This is a genomic window from Micromonospora lupini (assembly GCF_026342015.1).
In the GTDB taxonomy this organism is placed as follows: domain Bacteria; phylum Actinomycetota; class Actinomycetes; order Mycobacteriales; family Micromonosporaceae; genus Micromonospora; species Micromonospora lupini_B.
This window is the reverse complement of record NZ_JAPENL010000003.1, coordinates 336,709-357,869: the sequence shown is the minus strand read 5'-3', so window position 1 is coordinate 357,869 and position 21,161 is coordinate 336,709. Positions and strand designations below refer to the sequence as shown.

At 72.3% G+C, this 21,161-nt stretch carries 14 protein-coding genes and 1 pseudogene; 5 read left to right on the top strand and 10 right to left on the bottom strand.

Annotation, left to right across the window (positions count from 1 at the left end):
• Positions 1-21: 21 nt before the first annotated feature.
• Together OOJ91_RS29745 and OOJ91_RS29740 are read right to left on the bottom strand one after the other, a co-directional pair.
• Entirely contained in the window at positions 22-1,209 is a 1,188-nt protein-coding gene (locus OOJ91_RS29745) for a glycosyltransferase family 4 protein (protein ID WP_266250155.1), read from the bottom strand.
• Positions 1,206-3,206 carry a heparinase II/III domain-containing protein gene (locus tag OOJ91_RS29740; RefSeq protein ID WP_266250154.1) on the bottom strand — a complete coding sequence of 667 codons (2,001 nt, stop codon included), beginning with the start codon at positions 3,204-3,206 and terminating at the stop codon, positions 1,206-1,208. Before OOJ91_RS29740 ends, OOJ91_RS29745 begins: the two co-directional genes overlap by 4 nt.
• Before the next feature lie 392 nt (positions 3,207-3,598).
• Between OOJ91_RS29740 and OOJ91_RS29735 the strand changes: the two genes are divergently transcribed.
• Together OOJ91_RS29735 and OOJ91_RS29730 are read left to right on the top strand one after the other, a co-directional pair.
• On the top strand, positions 3,599-4,804 hold the full coding sequence (locus tag OOJ91_RS29735) for an O-antigen ligase family protein (protein WP_266250153.1): 1,206 nt from the start codon (positions 3,599-3,601) through the stop codon (positions 4,802-4,804).
• A 206-nt stretch (positions 4,805-5,010) separates the two neighbouring features.
• Entirely contained in the window at positions 5,011-6,468 is a 1,458-nt protein-coding gene (locus OOJ91_RS29730) for a hypothetical protein (protein ID WP_266250152.1), read from the top strand.
• Here the strand turns inward: OOJ91_RS29730 and OOJ91_RS29725 are convergent.
• From OOJ91_RS29725 to OOJ91_RS29700, 6 genes are all read right to left on the bottom strand, one after another.
• Positions 6,426-7,622, bottom strand: a complete 1,197-nt coding sequence (locus tag OOJ91_RS29725; RefSeq protein ID WP_266250151.1) for a glycosyltransferase family protein — start codon at positions 7,620-7,622, stop codon at positions 6,426-6,428. The two genes, OOJ91_RS29730 and OOJ91_RS29725, sit on opposite strands and share 43 nt — an antisense overlap.
• Complete coding sequence (locus tag OOJ91_RS29720) at positions 7,619-9,013, bottom strand: glycosyltransferase family protein (RefSeq protein WP_266250150.1); 1,395 nt, start codon at positions 9,011-9,013, stop codon at positions 7,619-7,621. Before OOJ91_RS29720 ends, OOJ91_RS29725 begins: the two co-directional genes overlap by 4 nt.
• A complete protein-coding gene (locus OOJ91_RS29715; protein WP_266250149.1) occupies positions 9,010-10,428 on the bottom strand; it encodes a lipopolysaccharide biosynthesis protein in 1,419 nt (472 codons plus the stop codon). Before OOJ91_RS29715 ends, OOJ91_RS29720 begins: the two co-directional genes overlap by 4 nt.
• Before the next feature lie 128 nt (positions 10,429-10,556).
• On the bottom strand, positions 10,557-12,431 hold the full coding sequence (locus tag OOJ91_RS29710) for a polysaccharide biosynthesis protein (protein ID WP_266250148.1): 1,875 nt from the start codon (positions 12,429-12,431) through the stop codon (positions 10,557-10,559).
• A 235-nt stretch (positions 12,432-12,666) separates the two neighbouring features.
• The gene (locus OOJ91_RS29705; RefSeq protein ID WP_266250147.1) at positions 12,667-13,869 is read right to left on the bottom strand and encodes a DegT/DnrJ/EryC1/StrS family aminotransferase; all 1,203 of its coding nucleotides are present in this window, start codon (positions 13,867-13,869) and stop codon (positions 12,667-12,669) included.
• A gap of 202 nt (positions 13,870-14,071) precedes the next feature.
• Positions 14,072-15,169 (bottom strand): hypothetical protein, encoded by a 1,098-nt coding sequence (locus tag OOJ91_RS29700; protein WP_266250146.1) that lies wholly within the window; start codon positions 15,167-15,169, stop codon positions 14,072-14,074.
• A gap of 117 nt (positions 15,170-15,286) precedes the next feature.
• Between OOJ91_RS29700 and OOJ91_RS34440 the strand changes: the two genes are divergently transcribed.
• Positions 15,287-15,985, top strand: a complete 699-nt coding sequence (locus OOJ91_RS34440) for an acyltransferase (protein WP_323178585.1) — start codon at positions 15,287-15,289, stop codon at positions 15,983-15,985.
• A 20-nt stretch (positions 15,986-16,005) separates the two neighbouring features.
• On the opposite strand, the pseudogene OOJ91_RS29690 reads toward OOJ91_RS34440, so the two are convergent.
• A pseudogene (locus OOJ91_RS29690) lies at positions 16,006-17,067 on the bottom strand (glycosyltransferase); the annotation flags it as partial.
• A gap of 336 nt (positions 17,068-17,403) precedes the next feature.
• On the opposite strand from OOJ91_RS29690, the gene OOJ91_RS29685 reads away from it, so the two are divergent.
• Both OOJ91_RS29685 and OOJ91_RS29680 read left to right on the top strand, forming a co-directional pair.
• Entirely contained in the window at positions 17,404-18,507 is a 1,104-nt protein-coding gene (locus OOJ91_RS29685; protein WP_266250144.1) for a glycosyltransferase family 4 protein, read from the top strand.
• Positions 18,504-19,775, top strand: coding sequence for a glycosyltransferase (locus OOJ91_RS29680; protein ID WP_266250143.1), 1,272 nt, complete (start codon positions 18,504-18,506; stop codon positions 19,773-19,775). The genes OOJ91_RS29685 and OOJ91_RS29680 overlap by 4 nt, the downstream gene beginning before the upstream one ends.
• 43 nt (positions 19,776-19,818) lie before the next feature.
• On the opposite strand, the gene OOJ91_RS29675 is transcribed toward OOJ91_RS29680, so the two are convergent.
• The gene (locus OOJ91_RS29675) at positions 19,819-21,054 is read right to left on the bottom strand and encodes a glycosyltransferase family 4 protein (RefSeq protein ID WP_266250142.1); all 1,236 of its coding nucleotides are present in this window, start codon (positions 21,052-21,054) and stop codon (positions 19,819-19,821) included.
• Positions 21,055-21,161 lie beyond the last annotated feature (107 nt).

Below are 21,161 nucleotides of genomic sequence, written 5' to 3'. Positions count from 1 at the left end.
GCCGGCGCTGACCCGGGAGGGTCAGCGCCCCGCGTCGTCGGGGTCGTCGACGAGCGTGGCGAGCAGGCGTCCGAGGGCGCCCGACATCGCCGTCCGCGACTGGTTGTCCCGTATCCACCGCCGGCCGGCCGCGCCCATCTTCGCCAACTCGTCCGGGCTCGCCTGCACCATCTGGGCGAGGCCGTGGGCGAGGTGCCCCGGCGGGGTCACCGACCCGGCGTCCGCGCCCAGCACGAGGTCGCCGACGATTCCCGGGCTGTTGGTGACGATCGGCAGACCGGCGGCCATGTAGTCGAACACCTTGTTGGGGCTGACCCCGGCCCGGAACAGCTCGACGTCGGCGAGGACGTGTACGCCGACGTCTGCCGCGTGCAGGAGATCGGGGATCTCGGTCTTCGGCACCGGATCGAGGAACCGCACGGTGGGGATGTCGCGCGCCGCCGCCCGCAGACGTGCCTTCTCGACGCCCGACCCCACGAGCACGACATCGATCTCCGGCACCGCCCGCGCCGCCGTCAGGAGCAGGTCCAGCCCGTTGGCCGGGCCGTGCGCGCCCGCGTAGACAGCCGTCCGGCGGGTGAACCCGTACCGTCGCCGCAGCTCGTCGCGGTCACCCCTGGGGACGAAGTCGTCCGGGTCGGCCGCGTTGGGGATGAACACGATCCGCTCGGGTGACACGCCCTTGCTCTCGATCGCCTCCCGCACGCCCGCCGCCAGGATCACCACCCGGTCGGCGCGTCGGTACAGGAAGCGCTCCAGGCGCTCCAGCGCCAGGTACGCCGTCGACGTCTCGGACAGCGTTCCCATCTCGACGAGCACCCGTGGCCACAGATCCCTGACCTCCAGGACGAACGGCGTACGCCGCAGCGCCGCGACGACGCAGCCCGACAGGCCGGCCAGCAGGTGCGGCGACGACGCGTAGACCACGTCGGGTCGGGGCTGCCGCAGGCCGGCCACTGTGGCCGTGAGCCCGTAGCTGGCCCAGTTGAGCACCCGGCCCAGGCCGTTGCCCCGGTACGGCGTCACGGCGACCGGGTGGAATCCCGGCTCCGGGAGCTGCGGCCGGCCGGTGATCATGTTGCGGCGGCTCGCGATGATCACGTGCGTCCAGCCGGGCAGGCGGCTGAACAGCTCGACGTGCCGGGTGCCGCCCGGATGGCCCGGGGGCACGGCGAAGTGGTTGAGGACGAGGACGCTTCGTCGTGTCATCGCGGTGCTCCCACGTGCTGGACTTCCCCGGAGGCGAGGTGGGTGACGGTCAGGGTGGCGCCCACGTCGGTCCAGGCCACCTCGTAGCGGAGGCCGTCGAGGGTTGTCGCGTCGGGCCGTGGCCCGGGTACGGCCCCGAGCCCCCAGGCGATGGTGTCGGCCCGGCTCTCGGTCGTGATCCACGTCGCCGGCTCCCAGCGCCCGTACGTCCGGCTGTGCCAACCGGCGAACGGCGTGGACCGTCCGCGTACCGCCTCGTACCCGTCCAGGCCGAAGAGGTGGAGTTTGGTGTCGCCGGTGACGAGCACGTCGTTCGCCACCTCGACGTCGGGGTGCAGGGGGATCGTGAGCGACCAGGAGCCGGCGGCCCCCGACGGGTCGGCGAACTCGACGACCGCCACGTACGCGTCGGCCACCACGACGGCGCGGCCGACGCGCACCTGGCGCTCGCCGCGCGCGTACGCGTCGTGCCACCCGAAGAGGATGGTGCGGTCCGGCAGGACGAGCGGCGGTCCGAGGTGACCGCGACCGGTGGCGAGCCAGCGGAACGCGCGGTGCGGGATCAGCTGGTCCTGCCCGTCCGGGCGGCGCACGGGGTGGGCGGCGGAGGTGCGTAGCCCGTTGCGTACCGCCAACGGGCCGTTGTAGGTGCCCGTGCCCGGGTCGGCGATCAGCCAGCGGCCGTTGTGCGTGACCCAGACCGAGGTCAGGTCAGCGTGGCCGTGCGAGGGACCGCCGTCCACCTTGAACCACACCCGCCACGGCCCCCGCTCGACAAGCGCGGTGCCTCCCGAGGTCGTGACGCCGCGCCGGGCCGGCGGATACGACGCCGCGGTGGCCCGCTCCCGGGCGCTCGCGGGCGCGTACCAGGCGAGCTCGTCGAAGTCGGCGTACCACCGCGCCGGCAGCCGTTCGCCGCACAGCGCCAGCCCGAGCGCGGCGGAGCCGGCCACGTCGAGCGGGTCGCCTGAGGACGCGAGCATCCGGCCCTCGTCCCAGTCGCCGTACTGCGGGACGTCCCCGTCGAACACGCCGAGCCGGGCGAGGTGCAGGCTGGCCGCGCGCAGATCGCGGCGCACGCCGGCCGGCGCGCCGCCGAGCAGCGACCGCACGACGAGCATTTCCAGCACGAAGCGGTGGTACGACAGCGAATCCTCGATCATGCGGCCGTCCGGCCCGAAGTGCCGGCGCTGCTGCGTGGCGAACATCCGCTCGCCGGTACGCGCCCACCAGCGGGCTCGTGCGGCGGTGGGGAACATGCGCGACAGCAGGATCAGCCCGAGCGCGTCACCGAGCATGTGGTTGTTGCGCATGCTGCTCACCGTGTACGGCAGCTCGACAAGCAGGTGCCGTGCGCTGGCCAGCAGGTGCCGTTCCATGGCGGTCACCACGTCGCGGGGGAGCCGCTCGCCGGCCAGCGCCAGGATCTGGTTCCAGGCGATCGCGCGCAGCGCCAGTTCGAGGCTGGAGTACCAGTTCACCCCCCGTTCGGGTGGCGACTGGTCGCACCAGGCCCGCAGCAGGTCGCCGAGGCCGTCCCGCCAGGGGCCGGCCGGGTCGAGGCGTGCCGCGCGGGCCAGCACGACCAGGTCGCGGTGGCGGGCCGCCTCCCAGGTGTGCTTCACGTCCGACAGCCGTGCCCCGGAACGGATGTCGACGCGCCACCACGGCGCGTCGGCCGGCCACTGCCGCCCGGTCAGCGGGTCGGTGCTCCACGGCGTCGACACGCCGGTCGCCACCCGGGTACCGAAGACCCGCAGCCCTTCGTGCAGGACGCGGCCGGCGTCGTCGAGGCAGCGCTGCCGTGCCTCGTCGCCGAGCGGCGCCGTACTGCCCAGTGGCACCAGGCTGGCCGGGTGATGCCTGTGCGTCTCGCCGCGGAACAGGACGGCGTGGAATCCGCTGCGCTTGGACGCCTCGTACGCCGCGCGGAGCGGCGCCGACAGGCCGAGGGCGCGCATGTCCACGGCCATCGCACGGAGATCGGGTCTGGCCATCAGGTTCCCCCTGGGCAGGACGACGGAGGCGATCACGGCCTGCGGGAACGCAGGCCACTCGCGGTGCCGAGCGTGGGCAGCTCGACGCAACGGGGAGGGCGACGCTATCAGCTTATCGGCGGCATTTAGCCCATTTCCTCCCGGGCTCGCCGGCGGTCCGGGAAGCTGCATTTCGGCATTAATCGGACATTAGGCACGGTCTCGGAGGCCGGTGCGGCGTGGTGTGCCGCGCGGGCCTCGTCGGTCTGTCGTGTCCAACGTCGCCGGTGCGGCTTCAGTGACGAAGAGGAGTGGTCGTGACATCGCAAACCCGGTCGAGGCTCGGCTCCCACTCGCCGGCCTCGCCCCCAGCCGGTGCCCGCGTCGCGCCCGCAGGTCGAGCTGCGGCGACAGTGACCGGGAGCGGTCCGGCGGGCTGGCGGACGAAGGCGACGACAGTCGCCGTCGGGCTGCTGTGCGTCGCGGCCTTCCAGGCGTCGTCGGCGAACGCCTGGCTGATCGTCGCGCAGGCTTCGGCCGCCGCGATCCTCCTCCGCTGCCGCGTACCCCGTCCCCGGCTGCCCGATGTGCTTGCGGTCGCGATCGCGGCCTGGGCGCAGCTGACTGTCGTCTGGTCAAGTGATGTCGGGCAGACGCGGAGCGTGGCCCTCGCGTACACCTCGGCCTGTCTCCTCTTCGTCGCGGTACGCCACGTCGCCGCGACTCCGAGGCATCTGCTCGCGGTCGGGGGCTCGTACATCGTCGGGTGCGCGATCGCCGCGTGGCGCCTGATCATCGAGGCGCGCGGCGCCGGCGGACAGGCCAGCGCGATGGACATGGCCGTACGCTTCGGCATCGAGGGCACCAACATCAACTTCACGGCATACTCGAGCGTCACCGCGTTCGTCCTGGCACTGGGCCTGTTGAAGATCCGTGGTCAGTCGCGGCTCGTCACCGTCGCTCTGACCGCGGCGCTGCCGGTGCTGGCGTGCGGGGTCTTTCTGAACAGAACCAAGGGCGCCCTTGTCGCTCTGCTGCTCGTGGTGGTGTACGCGCTGCTCAGCGAACTCAATCCGCGCGCGATGTGGGTCGCCGCAGCGGCGGTGGTGCCCACGCTGCTGGTGACGGTGCCGCTCGGCCTGGGCCAGAGCGCCCTGGGGTGGGCGGACGGCGTGATCGGGTCGGCGGCGACCGGCGACGTGCTGAGTCGCATCGAGATGTGGCGGTACGCGACGTCCTACTGGTGGGACGACCTGTGGTTCGGCGGCGGCGCGGGAATCTTCGAGATCGGGAACCCGCTGGGAATCCGCCCGCACAACGCGGTTCTCGCCGTGGCCGTGGACCTGGGCCTGGTGGGGTTGCTGGGCGTTGTCGCCCTGTTCGGATCGGTGCTCGCCACGCGGGCGGCGCAGTGTCCGGTCGGGCTCCGGGTCGCCGGGCTCTTCCTGGTGGGCGGGTTTCCGATCTGGCTGACCGGAGTGTGGGAGTTCGAGCGGGGACCGTGGCTGGCGCTCGCCCTGCTGTCGGTGCTTCCGGTACAGGTCGCCGAGCGCCGGATGAGGCGGTTCGGCCGAGCGGGTCACCTGCCTGCGGGGCCGAATTGGAGCCCGGGCATCTGATCGCTCGCCGACGGCGCGGTCTCGGTCCGCGTCGGGCCATCACTCCGGTGAGTGCACGGTCGTTGGCTCGTTCAGTGACTACTGACAGCCCGGTGCGCAGCCGGGGCGCTCAACCATGTGGAGGGTCGGCGAGTGCCATCTCGGAATCCTGTCCGGGCAGACTCGCCACCACCCAGGGCCAGGTGGCCGGTCGGGGGTGAACCTCGGTGACCGCCCTCGACGGCATCAGCAGTGGCCGACACCGATCGCCGATCGGGAGTGTCCGCGACCGGGATCCCTGGCCGTCACCGCCGGCCGAGGACGGTCCGCGCCGGCCGTCGGTGGTGGACCGCGCGGAGTCGCGACCCCGCACGGTGACGTGGCTGCCGTTGGCGCTGGCCCTGACGTGGATGCTCGGCACGTTCGGCGCGTTCTGGTTGACGAAGCTGGCCCGCCAGGTCGAGAACCCCGACCGGCTCTGCGTCTTCGTGCTCGCGGCGACCGCGCTCTTCGCCTGTGGATACGTGGCGCAGATGGCGCGTCGCGTCCCGGTGGTGGCCGCCACGACCCACTCGACCGACCGCATCCGGCAGGTGCGTCGACTGGTCCTGGCGAGCGCCGTCTACTACGTGATCGTCAGCCTGACCCGGCTGGCCCAGTTCGGTGCCACCGGCCCGCAGAGCGTGTGGGCGAGCATCGAGGCGCCCGCTACCGGTTACGTGAACAAGTTCGACGTCTACCAGCAGGGAGTCACGAGCACCGGCCCGTGGATGACCCTCCTGCTTCCGCTCGGCGTCCTCAGCGCGGCCCTCGTACCGCTGCTGGTGGTGCACTGGCAGAGCCTGCCCGGCTGGTTGCGACTCGCCGGCGTGGTCGGCACGGCGATGCACCTGTCCTTCTACCTCTACATCGGCACCATGAAGGGCCTCGGCGACGTCGTCATCATGCTGGCGGCGGGAATGCTTATCGCGCGGGCGTCTACCCGGCACCGGCGGCGGGCCCGCTCGCGGCGTCGCCGGGCGCTCGCACTGCTCGGCGGGGCGTTCGCGCTCCTGGCGATCTACATGGCCTTCAGTCACGCGACGCGGGCGACGGAGTTCGGCACCACGGGTGAGGTGGTGCGGGTGAATCCCGAGGTCGAACGCGCCATGGGTGAACCGGCGGCTGTGGGCCTCGCCGCCATCATCGGCTACCCAACGCACGGCTACCTCGGGTTGTCGTACAACCTTCAGGTGCCCTTCGAGTGGTCCCACGGTCTCGGTAGCGCGCCGTCCGCCGCCCTCTTCGCCGAGCAGTCCTTCGGGGTGGACCTGACCGAACACCCGACGTACCCCGACCGCACCCAGCACGAGAAGGGGTGGCCGGCGCGCATGTACTGGGCCACCATCTATCCCTGGCTCGCCTCCGATCTCACCTTCCCGGGCGCGGCGTTGTTCATGGGCCTGGTCGGGTGGCTCTTCGCCGGGTCGTGGCGCGCGGCGGTGTCCTCCCGCCGGGTGGTCCCGACGTTGATCTTCGCGCAGCTCTGCATTCTCATCGTCTACGTGCCGGCCAACAACCAGCTCGGCATGGCGCCGGAATCCATCGTCGGGATGGCCACGCTCCTGGTGCTCTACGCGCTCCAGTCGCCCGCCGACGGGCGTCAGTCCCAGCGTCGGAAGAACCGACCCAGGGGCTCGGCGTAGGCCCGGTAGTCGAACGATTCGAGCGCCTGGCTGCGCGCGGCCTGGCGCATCACGCTGCGCTGCGCGTCGCTCAGGCGCGCGGCGGCGCGGAACGCCTCGGTGACCCCGGCCAGCGTGTGGTCCCGGCACACCAGGCCCTCCAGGTCGGGGCGCAGGTACCTCCCCATGTCGCTGGTGAGGTTGGCGATCACCGGGGTGCCGCTGGCCAGACTCTCGCAGAACTTCGTCGAGAAGCCCGCGTTCGTGGCCCGGTCCGGCCTGCGGACGAGGACTGTGAAGTCCGCCGCCTGCAGGGCGCTCGCCACCTCCGCCTGCGGCAGGCGACCCAGGCACCGTACGCCCTCGGGCACCGCCCGACCCTCGACCAGACCGCGTACCTCGTCGACGCTCGGGCCGTAGATCCGCAGCTCGACGCGCGCACCGTCGCGCTGGACACGACCCACCGCCTCGATGACGGTGCCCAGGAGATCCTTCTTGTTCCCGTGCGGGTTGCCCGCGTAGGCGAGCGTGAGGGGGGACGAGCCGTCCGCCGCCGTCTGCCGGGCGTCGAGCGTCAGGCCCTTCACGTCGAGGGTGGGCGGCATCCGAAGCAGCGGGCGACCGGTACGGCGGTAGTGATCCTCCAGGTAGGAGCTGATCACGATGACGCCGTCGCAGCGCGGGTAGTAGTGGTGCAGGGCCAGCTTCATGCTGACGTGCAGCGGTCCGAGGTAGCCGCCGCGCACGTGCCGGCCGTTGAACCAGTCCACGACGTCGACGATCAGCGGCACGCGGTGCCGTCGGCACCACCGCTGGAGGTGGAACATGTACTGGGCCTGACCGCCGTGCACCAGGACGTGCGACGGTCTGGTCGGCTGGGCGTCGAGCCAGCGGACCGTCCGCTGACCCCAGCGCACAAGCGTCTGAATCGAGCTGCCCACCGGCCCGGCCGTCGCCGGCGGTCGCTCCGCCAGGCCGATGTGCGAGACCGACCCCGGGCCGTCGACGCCCGGCAGCGGCGTGCGGACGCTCGGCTCCGGCCCGCCGCTTGCCACCACGACGTCGTAGCCGGCGGCGGCCAACGACGCCACCAGGCCGTGCACCCGCCGCGACCCCGCCTCACCCCACGGGAACAGGAACGGGCCCACACAGGCGACCCATCGTGTACGTCTCATCGCCGCACCCCGCCGCGCCTCGGTGCCAGGTGTACACCTGCCGTGTCGGGGGTGACGGACCCGGCTCGCGCCGCCGCGCGCAACGTGGCGGCGAACCGCGCCGCCACGCTCTCCCCGGCATGTTCCTGACGGGCGAACTCGACCCCGTTGCGGGCGAGCCTCTCCCGCAGCGCCGCGTCGCCGCAGAGGGCCGCGATGTCGTGCACCAGGCTGGCTCGGTCGTTCGTCCCGACGATCACGCCGGCGCCTGCCTGCCGGATGTGGTCCATCGACGCCACCTCGGCGGGACCGTAGCCGAGGATGGGACGGCCCGAGGCGAGGTACTGGGGGATCTTCGTCGAGACCGAGTAGCGGGTGTAGCGGCGGATCTCCTCGTCGAAGGACTCGATGTGCACGAGGACGTCCGCCGACCGTAGCGCCGCGGGCACCTCCTCGCTTGTCAGCGAGGGCCCCAGCCGCACCCGCCGCAGGTCGGCGAAGTGCCGTCCGTACTGGGCGAGGTCCCTCTCCGGGGCGTGGATGGTCAGTCGGACGGCCGGACCGGTCTGCGCGACGTCGTCAAGCGCGGCGCCGATGTCGCGCAGCGACTCCCAGCGGTTGAGGTGCAGGGCGCCGACGTAGACCAGCTCGACGCCGCGCTGCCGGTCGGAGTCGCTGCGGGGCGCGGCGAAGAAACTCTCGTCGACGCAGTTCACGAAGGGACTGAACGGGATCCCGTACCGTCGGGCGTACTCGTCGGCCATCGGCTGACTGATGACCATGCCGAGCGGCGCCAGGCGGACGAGCCGTGCCGTCGTCTCCTGGACGCTGCGGGTGGCCCGGCCGAACAGCTCGCCGTTGGCGTGCAGCGTCGCCGGCCAGTCGTCGGTGAAGTGCGGCACCACCGGGACGCCGCAGGTCCGCGCCGCGAGGGCGGTGATCCTCGTGAGCCGGACGCTGCCCAGCATGGAGTAGACGACGTCGGGACGGAAGTCACGCATCCACCGGATCAGCGCCGGGGGGACACGGATCGGGCTGAGGTCGGCGCTCGCGCGCAGTTGCGCGTAGACCCTGGCCACCGTGGGACGGCTCTCCGCCGCCGCGTGGACCGCGGCGATCGGCCTGCTCTGTTGCAGCGGCGTGTGCCCGTTCCACCCAAGCATCCGCATCGAGTAGTACTGGATGGGCAGGTAGTGGTCCCGTGGTGGGAAGTGGAAGTAGTTCTCGCACACCTCCGTCGACGGCGTGATGTTCCCCGTGTACACCTGCCCGAGGCGGTCCCTGGGCCAGCCGGAGAAGAGATTCGACAGGGTCATGGCGGTACCGCTGACGCGGCTGAAGGGCGTGTGGCTCACCACCAGCACCCGGGGAAATTCCTCGTCCGCAAGCATCGGTACGTCCACCTCTCTCATGTGGTCCGCAGGGTCAGTGCGCGCCGGTAGCCGTAGATGGCGGCCGGGACGACGGTCAGGCTGTAGATGACGACGGCGATGTACGGCGCGGCCCACACGCCCAGCCAGTGCAGGCCGACGAGCTTCCCGAGGACGGAGAGCGGCAGGTACAGCAGGTAGCCCCACAGTTGGGGGCGTACGACCCCTGCCGCGTTCTGCACCATGAAGCGCGGAGAGATCGCCGCCAGCACGATCCACCAGCAGGCGAGGCCCAGCAGGAGGGCCCGGTTCCCGATCGGGATCGGCAGCCAGGCGGCGAAGAACTGCTCACCGAACGCCACCAGCAGGGTCGACGGCACCACGGCGACGAGCGTGGACACGACTGTCATGCGCCGGACGGTCCGGCGTACCCAGTCGAGGTCGCCGCGCGCCAGGGCTTCGCCGTGCATCGGCCACAGCGGCTGGTTGACGAGCGTCACGAGCGCGCCGAGCTGGGTGAACAGCCGGGCCGGCACCGCGTACGCGGTGACGCTGGCCAGCCCCAGCACGTGCGCGATGAGCAGGGGGTCGGCGTTGTCCGCCAGGACCATCACCAGCGTCACCAGGAAGAACAGTCCACCCAGGCCGAACAGGTCACGAATGCCCCGACCGTCGACGAACCGGGGGCGAGGCGCCAGGCGGGGCAGCCGCCACCCGAACGTCCACACCGTGTTGACGATGTTGACCAGCAACGGGGAGATCGCGATGCTGGCGATCACCGCGATGGGGGGCAGCTTCGCGAACACCGCGCCGAGCGCGAGCGGCAACGAGAGCGCGCTCGCGGCCGCCTGCCAGATGTTGCTGACGGCCACCTGCTGATACGCGTACTGCACCCGGGCGACAAGCGACAGCGGAATGTTCAGCAGGAAGGCCGTCAGGCAGACCAGGGCGACGAGGTGCGCGTCGTCGGCCGCCGCCCCGGTGGCGTTGAACAGCGCCGGCCACCTGACGAACCCGCCGACCAGCCAGAGCAGGCCACACGTCGGAAGCGCCACGCCGCAGACCGCCGCGTAGGCGCTGGAGACGTAGCGCCGGGCCGTCGCCCAGTCACCGTCCACCCGGCAGGGCGCGAGCCTGGTCATGAGCCCGAGGCCGACGCCCAGGTCGGCGAAGGCGACCATCCCGGTGACGGCCAGGACCGCCGCCCAGAGTCCGTACAGATCGGTACCGAGATACGACAGCGTCACGGGGAGGAGGAAGAGCGGCACGACGGCGCTCACCGCTCGACTCAGCGCCGCGGTGGCGATCCAGGACAGCAGCCGGCGACCGCGACGCGGGGTCGGGGGAGCGGGGGCGCCCGGCGCGGGCGGCTCCACCGTCTGGACGGCCCGACCGGCCCCCGCCGCCGCGGCGTCCGGCTGTTCCTGCCGCTCGAACCTACTGTCGGGGGCCCGCAATCCTTCGGTCCTATCGATCCGCGGCGGAGGGACGCGCCTGGCGATGCGGATGCCGCTGCGCGGCCTCACGCTGGGGCTGCTTCCTCACCGGCATAACTGCGGGCGAGGGCTTTTGGGTGCGGGATCGGTCACCGCGACTGCAGGGGTACGCCCACCGGACCGTCCACCCTCGGGCCGATCGGCGGGGCGCAGAGCAACGCGAGGTGCTCGATGAGCTTCGCCGTGTCGTCGTACGGGTCGAGCCCGCTCACCTCGCTCGGGTCGAGCGCGGGCACCGCCACGTGCGACACCAGTGGGTGCAACGGCCGGGTGTCTGTCTCACCGGCGCCGAAGAGGTCCTCGTGCAGCTTCTCTCCGGGGCGCAGGCCGGTGTAGACGATGGGCGCCTGGCTGGATGCCTGCTCGGCCATCTGGCGGGCCAGGTCGGCGATGCGGACCGGCTCGCCCATGTCCAGCACCAGCGCCTCCCCGTCCCGGCCGATCTCGGCGGCCTGGAGCACGAGGTGGACGGCCTCCTGGACGGTCATCAGGTAGCGGGTGACCTCGGGGTGGGTGACTGTCAACGGTCGGGAGTCCTCGATCTGCCGCTGGAAGGCCGTCACCACCGAGCCGCGACTGCTCAACACGTTGCCGAACCGGACGCTGAGGAAGGTGCCCGGGAACCGGGACGCCGCGTGCGCGGTCAGTTGCTCGGTGATCCGCTTCGAGTACCCGAGCACGCTTATCGGGTTGGCGGCCTTGTCGGTCGAGATGTTGACGAACTTGGCGACGTCCTGGCAGGCGTCCAGCACCGAGAGGGTGCCCCAGATGTTCGTCTTCACCGCCTCGCCCGGGTGCCGCTGCAACAGGGTCAGGTGCTTGAGTGCCGCCGCGTGCAGGATGATCTCCGGGCGGCGCTCGCGGATGATCCGTCGGATGCCCTCGTCGTCGCGCAGGTCGGCGAGGATCAACTCGGGACCGTCCAGCAGCGCCCGCCCGTTGAGCGACATCTGCAGGCCGTGCAGGGCCGACTCGTCCCGGTCCAGCATCATCAGCTCACCCGGGTCGGCCTTCATCACCTGGCGGCAGAGTTCCGACCCGATCGATCCGCCTGCTCCGGTGACCAGGATCCGCCGTCCGGTCAGGCTGTTCGTTCGCAGCGGCAGGTCACCGACCACCTGGCGGCGGCCGAGCAGGTCGCCGATCTGCACGTCCCGGACATCGGTGACGGTGATCCGGTGGTCGACCAGGTCCCGCACGGGCGGCAGCACCTTGAACACCGCGCCGGCGGCGAGGGCGGCCTCGCGGATCTCGCGGATCAGCGCGGCGTCGGCATTCGCCACCGAGAAGATGACGGCCCCCGCCCCGGTACGCCTGAGCGCCGAGCGCACGTCGTGCCGCCCGCCGAGCACCCGGACTCCTCGAATGCGCAGGTCGCGCTTGTCGGCGTCGTCGTCGAGAGCGCCCACCGGCAGGTACCGGCCCCGCGGATCGCTGAGCATGGCCCGCAGCAGCTCCTGCCCGGCGTCGCCCATCCCGAACAGCAGCACAGGTGTCGACGACCGGACGTCCGGTCGCATCGAGAGGTCCCGACGGTGGCGGTACGCGAACCGAACGCCGAGCATCAGGAGCAGGGCGAGTGCGCCACCGACCAGCGGGGTGCTCGCCGGCACCGGCCGCTCGTCGGAGGGCAGCAGGCCGAGCAGCACGATGGCGGCAGCCAGGACGGCGCCGCCGGCGACGCCCTGCGCATCGTGCAGGCTGCCCAGCGGGTGCCGCCCGGAGTGGAGGCGTCGCACCGCCGCGACTCCCAGGTGTACGGCGGCCGCGAGCACGCCGATCGCCGCCGCCCGGGCCGGTTGGCCGGGCGGGAGGTGGAATTCGAACCGGGTCCACACCGCCGCGACGAAACCGCAGACCCAGGCGGTGGTGTCGGTGGCGAGGAGGGCCGCTGTGGCGCGGCGTGCCCTGGCCCGTCGTGTCCGCCGGTCCACGCGTTCCGTGTGCTCTGTCTCCTGCGGCATGTGCTCGCTTCCTGTCCCGTCGCCCGGCCGGCTTCCACCGCGCGGCCGGGGGAGATATGCGGCCTATGTCCCCGTAACATTCATTTTCTAGATTTCTGGGGTATTTGCTGCTAGATAATGGAATATCCTGCTACTGCCGGGCTCCACGAGCCGGTACGCCTGTCACCGTCACCTGATCGGCCACCCTTCGGGGGCCGAACCCCCCAGCCGTGGCGGACCAGGCCGGGCCGGTCGTTCACGACGGGGACAGGCATGCCCGGGCGCTCAGGAACTCGTCGATCGCCGCGAAGACCCGGGCGATCTGCGGTTCGGTGAGGGCGCTCCCGCTGGGCAGGGTGAGCCCGTCGGTGAAGAGTCGCTCGGCGGCACCGGTGAGCAGGCTCTCCGCACCCGCGTGCATCGGTTGCAGGTGCATCGGCTTCCACACCGGCCGGGTCTCGATGTTCCGTTCCGCGAGGTGCGTCGCGAGGTCGTCGGCCCGCCAACCGCACCGCTGGGGCTCGACGGCGATGACTGTCAGCCAACAGTTGGACTCGGCGTCCTGGGCCCCGACCAGCCGCACGCCGGGCACCGGGGCGAAGAGCTTGGCGTACGTGTCGCGCAGGTGGCGGCGTCGGGCGATCATCTCGTCCAGCCGGATGAGCTGGGCCCGTCCGAGCGCCGCGAGCAGATTGCTGAGTCGGTAGTTGTAGCCCGTCTCGTGGTGCTCGTAGTGCCGTGCCGGTTCGCGGGCCTGGGTGGCGAGGTGGCGGGCGCGGGCCAGGAGCGCGGCGTCGTCGGACACCAGCATTCCACCACCGGAGGTGGTCATGATCTTGTTGCCGTTGAACGACAGCACGCCGACGCGCCCGAAGGAGCCGGCGGCCCGCCCGGCGTGGCAGGCGCCGAGTGCTTCCGCGGCATCCTCCACGAGGGGCACGTCGGTCTCCGCGCACAGGGGGAGCAGGGCGCTGTAGTCGGCGCAGCTGCCGAACATGTCCACTCCGACGATCGCGCCGACCCGCTCGCCGCGCGCCCGCAGCCGTCGGATCAGGTCGGCGGCGAGGTCGACGTCCACATTGCCGGTCTGCGGATCGCAGTCGACGAAGACCGGTCGTGCGCCGATGTACCGGGCGGCGTTCGCGGTGGCGACGAAGGTGAGGGTGGGCACGATGACCACGTCGGTGGGGCCGACTCCCACACCGAGCAGGGCCAGGTGCAGAGCCGCTGTTCCGGAGTTCACGGCGACGGCCCCGCCGGTGCCGACCCTCGTCGCGACGTCGTGTTCGAACGCCTGCAGATCCGGACCGACAGGTGCCACCCAGCCCGAGCGCAGGGCCGCGATCAGGTACGACTCCTCCAGCGGCCCGATGTCGGGCGGCGACAGGTACACGGTGTCGCCCGTGTGCGGGCGCGGCGGGGCATCGGCCACGTCCGCGAGACGACCAGGCACCGGCATGTTCCGACCTCCGCGACGGTGGGCAGTGCGTGTCGACGTCGGGCGGGACGTGGAGGAGAACAGAAACCCCAAATCTTCGCAGTCGGTCGACATCCGCCTGATAAACCCCCAAACCCTCGCGTTGGACACGGCCAGACGGATCCTGGGTCGCACCGGCGAGACCGGACTCGGATGCCGTCGACGGATAAGTGTCGTCGCGGCGTCACCGGCCGGACGGGCGCCGGGTGCCTGATGCCGCGGTGATCGCCTCGGGCGACAGTCGGGGAGGTGCAGGCGCGAACTGCCGCAGGTGCCCCACGATCGCCTCGCAGAACACCGCCTCGATGTCGCACTCCTCCTCGACGTGCTGCCACGTGTCTCCCACCCGCATGTGGTAGCCGGTCGACTTCTCGGCGGTGACCGTCCCGAAGTGCAGGCACTGGAACTCGAGCAGGTGGAAGCGCTCGCCGTCGTGACCGATGTCCAGCGAGGTGAGCGGGGTACCGAGAGTGTCGGAGACCCGTTCCGCGTAGTCGAGCAGCGCGTCGCGGTCGACGCCCGCCAGGTCCTGGAAGTCGACGTCGCCACTGCCGCTGGCGCGGAAGTCGCCGGGCCGGTTGCGGCGGTAGAGCGTGTAGTAGCGCGCACCCATCCGGAGCACCTTGAAGTCTCCGGTCAGCCCGGGGACCAGCGCCTGCACCAGGAACTTCTGCCGGTGCAGGGAGCGGGGATGGTGGTCGCGGCGCAGCAGTCGTCGGCAGTGCTCGCGAACGGCTTCGCCCCGGTCGGAGGTGTCGCTGAGGGTGCGGGCGGTGCGCAGCAGCTCGCGTCGGTCGGCGGCACGGGCCACGAACTGCGAGCCGGCGCCGTACGCCGACTTGAGCACCTTGGGCCACGGACCGTCCAGCTCCGTCGCCGCGAGTTCCTCGTAGGTGCCGAAGGTGCGGGTGTCAAGGAGGCGGGCGTCCGGCGGGAAGAGCCGCGCGCGCAGCGCCTCCATCATCACCTTGTTGTGGTGGGCGCGCAGGTAACGGTAGCCCGGGATGACCCGCGCTCCGGCGGTCTCCAGGGCCAGCACCAGGTCCTCGATCCAGCTCTTGTAGTGCAGCCCGCGGTCCTCCGACGAGGTGTAGAGCACCGGCACCCCGCGCACGTCGCCGGTGAGGTCCAGGTCGGCGAACCGGATGACCTCGGGGTCGAGGCCGGCGCGGGTGAGCTGCGCGGCGATCTTGCCGACGTCCATCGTGCACAGACCGTGCTGCGTGCGCGCGGTGGAGTAGAACGTCCCCCGGTAGTCGGTCAGGACCAGGATTCTTGTCATCTCGTCCTCTCTGCCGGGCTACGACGGACTTCGAGCGGTATACACCTATTGTGGAGGGGGTCGAAACTACCATCGGCCCCTGGCCCGGCCGGTCCAAACCGGGACAAGGAGGGTGAAATGCGCGTCGGCGTCGAGCGACCCGGAACGCTGCTCGGTCCCTTGGCCGGGGCCCTCGACCGTCTCCTGTGTACGGCGACCCGGGCCCGTCGGGCGGTCCGGGGCCTCGCCCTGGCCGGTCGGTTCGCGGCCCGAGGGGACAACTTCACATTCGACCCCGACGGGGTCTACACCTGCGAGACGATCGAGGTCGGGAACAACGTGGATCTCGGTTGGCGGCCGGTCCTGATGGCGGCCCGATCCAGGATCCGGATCGGCGACAACGTCATGTTCGGCCCCGAGGTGACCATCCGGGGCGGCAACCACCGCATCGACCAGGTCGGCGTGCCGATGATCGCGGTCGACAAGGCGCCCGGCGACGACACCCAGGACCGGGGTGTGACGATCGGCGACGACGTCTGGGTGGGCACCCGGGCGGTGATCCTGCACGGCGTGACAATCGGCCGGGGGGCGGTGATCGGCGCGGGCGCTGTCGTCACGCGCTCGGTGCCGCCGTACACGGTGGCCGCCGGCAACCCGGCCCGGGTGATCCGCCTGCGCTGGCCGGTGGAGACCATCCAGGACCACGAGCGGCAGCTCTATCCGGCGCACCGCCGACTGTCCGCCACCGAGCTGGCCGTTCTGGCCGACCTGCCGACGCCCGGACCGACCCCGGCGCCGGTGACGAAGTCGCTGACCACAGGCGTCCAGGCCCGGTAGTCGAAGCAGTGGGCCCGCTCGCGGGCCGCGCGGCTCATCGCCGCCCAGGCCGGGTCGTCGAGCCGCAGCGCCCGCTCGATTCCGTGCCGGACGTCCTCCGCCCCGCAGCCGGCCAGCACGATCCCCTCCCGGCCGTCCACCACGTAGCGCCGGAGGTCACTTGTGTGGTTGAGCAGCACCGGGCACCCGGCGGCCAGACTCTCCGGCACCTTGGACGGGAAACCCGCCTGCGCGTACCCGGCCGGAGGGCGGACCAGGACCGAGAAGTGCGCCCGACGCAGTTCGGCGAGGACCTCGTGGCGCGGGATCCAGCCGAGGAAGCTCACCTGGTCGTCGAGGTCCCGCGGTCCGGCCTCGTCCAGGTCGGAGAGGTGCCCCGCCTGTTCCCGGCTGATCCCCGCGATCACCAGGCGCACCCGGCGCCGGTCGTCGGGGGCGAGGCGGCGGAGGCCCTCCAGCACCACTGCCAACTGGTCCTTGGGCCCGGCCGATCCGGCGTAGAGGAGCCGGAGCCCGCCAGCGAGCGGGAGCGGCGCGTGCTCGGCGTAGTCGGCGCAGTCCACCTGCGGCGGCACGACAAGCGTCGGGCGGCCACGCGCGACGAAACGCCGCCCCAGCGTCTCGGAGATGGCGATGATCCGGTCCGCCAGTCGTCCGGCCAGAAAGGACGCCCACCGGTGCCGGACGAAGTACGGCGTCAGCCACCCCCGGGGAAACTGTGCCCGGTCGTGCCGCTCCAGGACGTCCACGGTCACCGGGCAGCGCACCGTGGCCCGGAGCGCCACCCAGGTGGTCAGGGTGAACAGGCCGGCAGGGAGGAACACGCCGGCCAGCTCGTCCGGGCGGATGCCCGCGCAGCGCAGCGCGGCCAACACCCGCAGGGGCCACAGACGCCTGTGCAGCCAGCGGCCCGGCACCCCGCCGCCGACTCCGCGACGGTGCAGCTCGATCAGCCGTACGCCGGCCGGCAGGTGGGGCGCGACCGGCGGGCGTGATCCGTCCTGCGGCCAGTCGTTGACCACGACTGTCACGCCGCCGACGGGAGTGGCGGACCGGGCCAGGTGCAGCAGACGGTTGGACATGGCGTCGCCGTGCGGGAACCGGTAGGCGGCCAGCGCCAGCACGTGCGGCGTCGCGGCCGGCCGCGAAGCGCGGACGGGTCCCGCGACGGTGGTGGGCTCGCCCACTGTCATCCCCCTTGGGAGAACTCGGGTCAATTGGCCTTTATGGCCGTTTAGTCTAGGCAGTGCTCCGTGCTCCGCGTGCCGTCACCTCGCGCGCCGCGCCGCAGTTGCCGTACATGTGCTGTCAGCGGGCCGGATTCGGCCCGACGCCGAGCCGCCGTCGGAATGAGAGGCCATGCAGCGTCGCGCCGCGCCCGACCCCCGGTGCCGTCAGTCGTCGCGCGGAGTCGAGCCGTGACGCGGCCGGTGGTCGTGCAGCACTCGGCCGGAACCCCGGGCGCCAACGGTCCGTTGACCGCCGTGCAGCGGGTCCTCGCGTCGCCGTTGGCCGAGCGGTACGAGTTCGTCCGGATGCACCAGCACGCGGGCAACGGCAGCCTCAACGTGTCGCTGCTGCGGGAGTGGGTGCGCCTGCTGCGTCGGGTGCGACCCGCGGTGGTGCACGTGCGAGGGCTGCAGAACGAGGGCTTCCACGGTGTCCTCGCCGCCCGGCTCGCCGGCTGTCCCCGTGTCCTGGTCACCGTGCACGGGACCGTACGCGACCTGCGTCAGCCCGGGCCGGCCTGGAAGCGCCGGGCGCTCGTGCACGGCGCAGAGCCCGCGACGCTGCGGCTGGCCAGCCACGTCGGCGCGGTCTGCGAGTACGCCGCCGGTCGGGACTTCCTGCGCCGCCTGGGTCCGAAGTTCGTCGGAGTGATCCCCAACGGGGTTCCGCTGCCGGCGCACCCGCGCGCCGCCCGCGACCGCGTACGCGCCGACCTGGGGCTGCGGCCCGACGACGTGGCCCTGATCGCGGTGTCCCGGCTGACCTGGGAGAAGGGCTTCGGCGTTCTCGCCGACGCGCTGCGACGCCTGCCGCCGTCCACCGCCGGCAGGGGGCCGACGGCCGCGCGCCGGGTGCTGCTTGTCGCGGGCGACGGGCCCGACCGCGACGGGGTGTCGGCCGCGCTGGCCCACGTCGGCGACGTCGAGGTACGCCTGCTCGGCAACCGGCTCGACGTGCCCGACCTGCTCGCCGCGGCGGACCTCTTCGTCTTCCCGACCCTGCACGAGAACCTCTCCAACGCGTTGTTGGAGGCGATGGCGCACGGGCTCCCGGTGGTCGCGTCGGCGGTGGGCGGCAACGTGGAGGTGCTGCGCTCCGGCGGTGGCCGACTGGTGCCACCGGGCGACCCGGACGCCCTCGCCGCCGCGCTGGCCCCACTGCTCGACGACCCCGCCGAGCGCGGGCACCTGGGGGAGTTGGGCCGCAAGGTGGTCGCCGAGGGTTACAGCCTCGACGTCATGCTTGGTGCCCTGGACCGCGTCTACCAGCGGGTGCTCGGGGAGCGGGCGTGACGCCGCCAGGCGGCCCGCGCGTCACGTTCCTGGGCTTCACCGTGCCCGACGACGTGCTCGCCGAGATCATCGCCCGCGACACCATCATGCCCACGCAGACCCACACCTTCGCCTGGGGTCTGGTCCGCGCTCTGCGGGCCGCCGGGTGTCCGGTACACCTGCTCTCCGCGGCGCCGGTGTCGGGCTGGCCCGGCAACCGCCAGCTCCGCTTCCGGGCCGGCCACTTCCGTCAGGACGAGGTGGACGGTCAACTGCTGGCGTTCGTCAACCTGCTCGGTCTCAAGCACCTGACCCGCTTCGTGGCCGCCTGGCGCACCGGAGGCCGGGCGCTTCACGAGCGGCACACCGAGGTGCTGCTGGTGCACGGGGTGCACTCGCCCTTCCTGTGGTTCGGTGTGCTGCGGGCCCGGCGGCGCGGGGTCCGGGTCGTGCCGGTGCTCACCGACCCGCCAGGTGTCGTGCTCCCCACCGACGGTCGTCTGGTCCGGCTGCTGCGCGGGCTCGATGTCGCGCTGGTCCGGGCCGCCCTCGCCCGCTGTGCCGGGGTGATCGCCCTGACCCCCGCGCTCGCCGACGACTTCGCCCCCGGCCGTCCCCGGCTGGTGATGGAGGGCATCTGGGCCGAGCCGACAGCAGCCGACGACAGGGCCGCGAGCGCCGGGTCGACACGCGACATCGTCTACGCCGGCGGACTCAGCCGCGCGTACGGCGTCGATCGGCTCGTCGAGGCGTTCCGCGGCCTGCCCGGGGACGAGCTGCGGCTGTGCCTGTACGGGCGGGGCGAGTTGACCGAATGGCTGCGCGAGCAGGCGGCCGTGGACCAGCGGATCGTGCCGCCCGAGCTGCTGCCCCGGGCGGAGCTGCTGCCCCGCCTGAGCCGTGCCGCAGTGTTGGTGAATCCACGCCCCGTGGACCAGGACTTCGTCCGCTTGTCGTTCCCGTCGAAGATCATCGAGTATCTCGCCGCAGGCGTGCCTGTGGTGAGCACCCGGCTGCCCGGCATCCCGCCCGCGTACGCGCCCTGGCTGTCGTACGCCGAGCCGGACACCCCCGACGGCCTGCGCGCGGCGATCGGCCGGGTGCTGGACCTGCCGGCGGGGGAGGCGCGGGCGCTGGGCGCGGGCGGGGCCCGTTTCGTGCGGGAGACCCGCAACCCGGCCGCGCAGGGTCGCCGGATGCGCGACTTCCTCGTCGGCGTGACCGGGCGTCACGGCCAGCGGGACGCCCTCGACGACGTCGGGGCGACAGTCGGGGAGCAGGCGCGCTGATCCCGTCCGGGATCGCGCCGGTGCGCCGGTGCGCTGGGCCGGGTCAGCCACGCCCGCTTGCGGCGGCCTTGCCGAGCAGATCCTCGATCTGGTCGACGCCGACCCGCAACGACATCCGGTCCAGGTAGAGCTGACGACCCCGCTGGCCCATCACCACCCGCTGCTCGCGCGGCACCTCGGCCGCGGCGACGAACTGGTCGGCAAGCGCCCGCCAGTCGTCCGGCGGGCAGACCAGACCCGCCCCACCGGCGCTGACCAGGCGTGCGGCGTCGCCGTCGGCCGACATCAGCACCGGCACACCGCAGGCCAGCGCGGCCTGCAACTTCGAGGGAACCGTCCCGCGCAACCACGGCAGATCACGCAGCATGACCAACTGGTAGTCGGCGGCGGCGTACAGCTCCGCCATCTCGGCGGGCGGACGGCGGCCGAGGAACCGGACGTTGTCCGCGCACAGCTCGTCGGCGAGCTGCCGGGCCTGTTCCGCGCCCAGCCCGGTGCCGACGAAGACCAGGTCCACCGCGTCCGGCACGGCCGCCGCCGCGCGGATCGCCACGTCGACGCCCTGCAGCAGGCCCAGGTTGCCGGCGAACATCACAGTGGTACGGCCGCGGTGGCCGATCGCCCGGCGGGCGGCGTCGGTGCCGGGCACCGGCCGGAACAGCGCCTCGTCGGTCCAGTTGAAAACGGTACGCACCGCACCCGGGTCCACGCCCCGCTCGACCACCTGTTCCGCCATCGCCGGCGCGATCACCGCGATGCCCGCGCAGGAGCGGTAGATCCGGCGCATGCTGGCGGTGAGCAGGCGGTCCAGCGCCCGGCCGGCCACCCCGCTCGGCGCCATCCCGGACGTCGTCACCGACTCCGGCCACAGGTCCTGCACGTGCAGCACTGTCGGTACGCCCCGCAGCAGGCGCAGCAGGCCGGCGGCGGCGTACGAGGTGGGCGGCGGGTGGTAGACGTACAGCGCGTCGACGCCGTGCAGGTGTCGCGGGGCGGCCAGGGTGCTGGTGGCCGCGAACGACAGGTAGCTCGCCGCCCGACGCAGGCCGGAACGGTCGTGACTCGGGTACGCCGGAACCCGGCGCACGGTCACCCCCCGGTCGGTCGCCCGATGGTTCCACCGCTGCCGCCAGCCGGGATAGGTACGCCCCAGCGGCAGGCTCGGGAAGGTGGTCAGCACCCGGATGTCGTGCCCGCGTCGGGCCAGCTCGGTGGCCAGTTGACCGGGCACGAACGTGCTCTCCGGCGGGTACCACTGACTGATCAGTCCGATCCGCATGTCCGGGCCCTCCCGTCGACTCGCCCACCCGGGGCACACAACTGACGGACGGCGACGAAGGACACGCGGCACCGGGTCCGTTTTGCGTGACGTGCGGGAACAGCGCT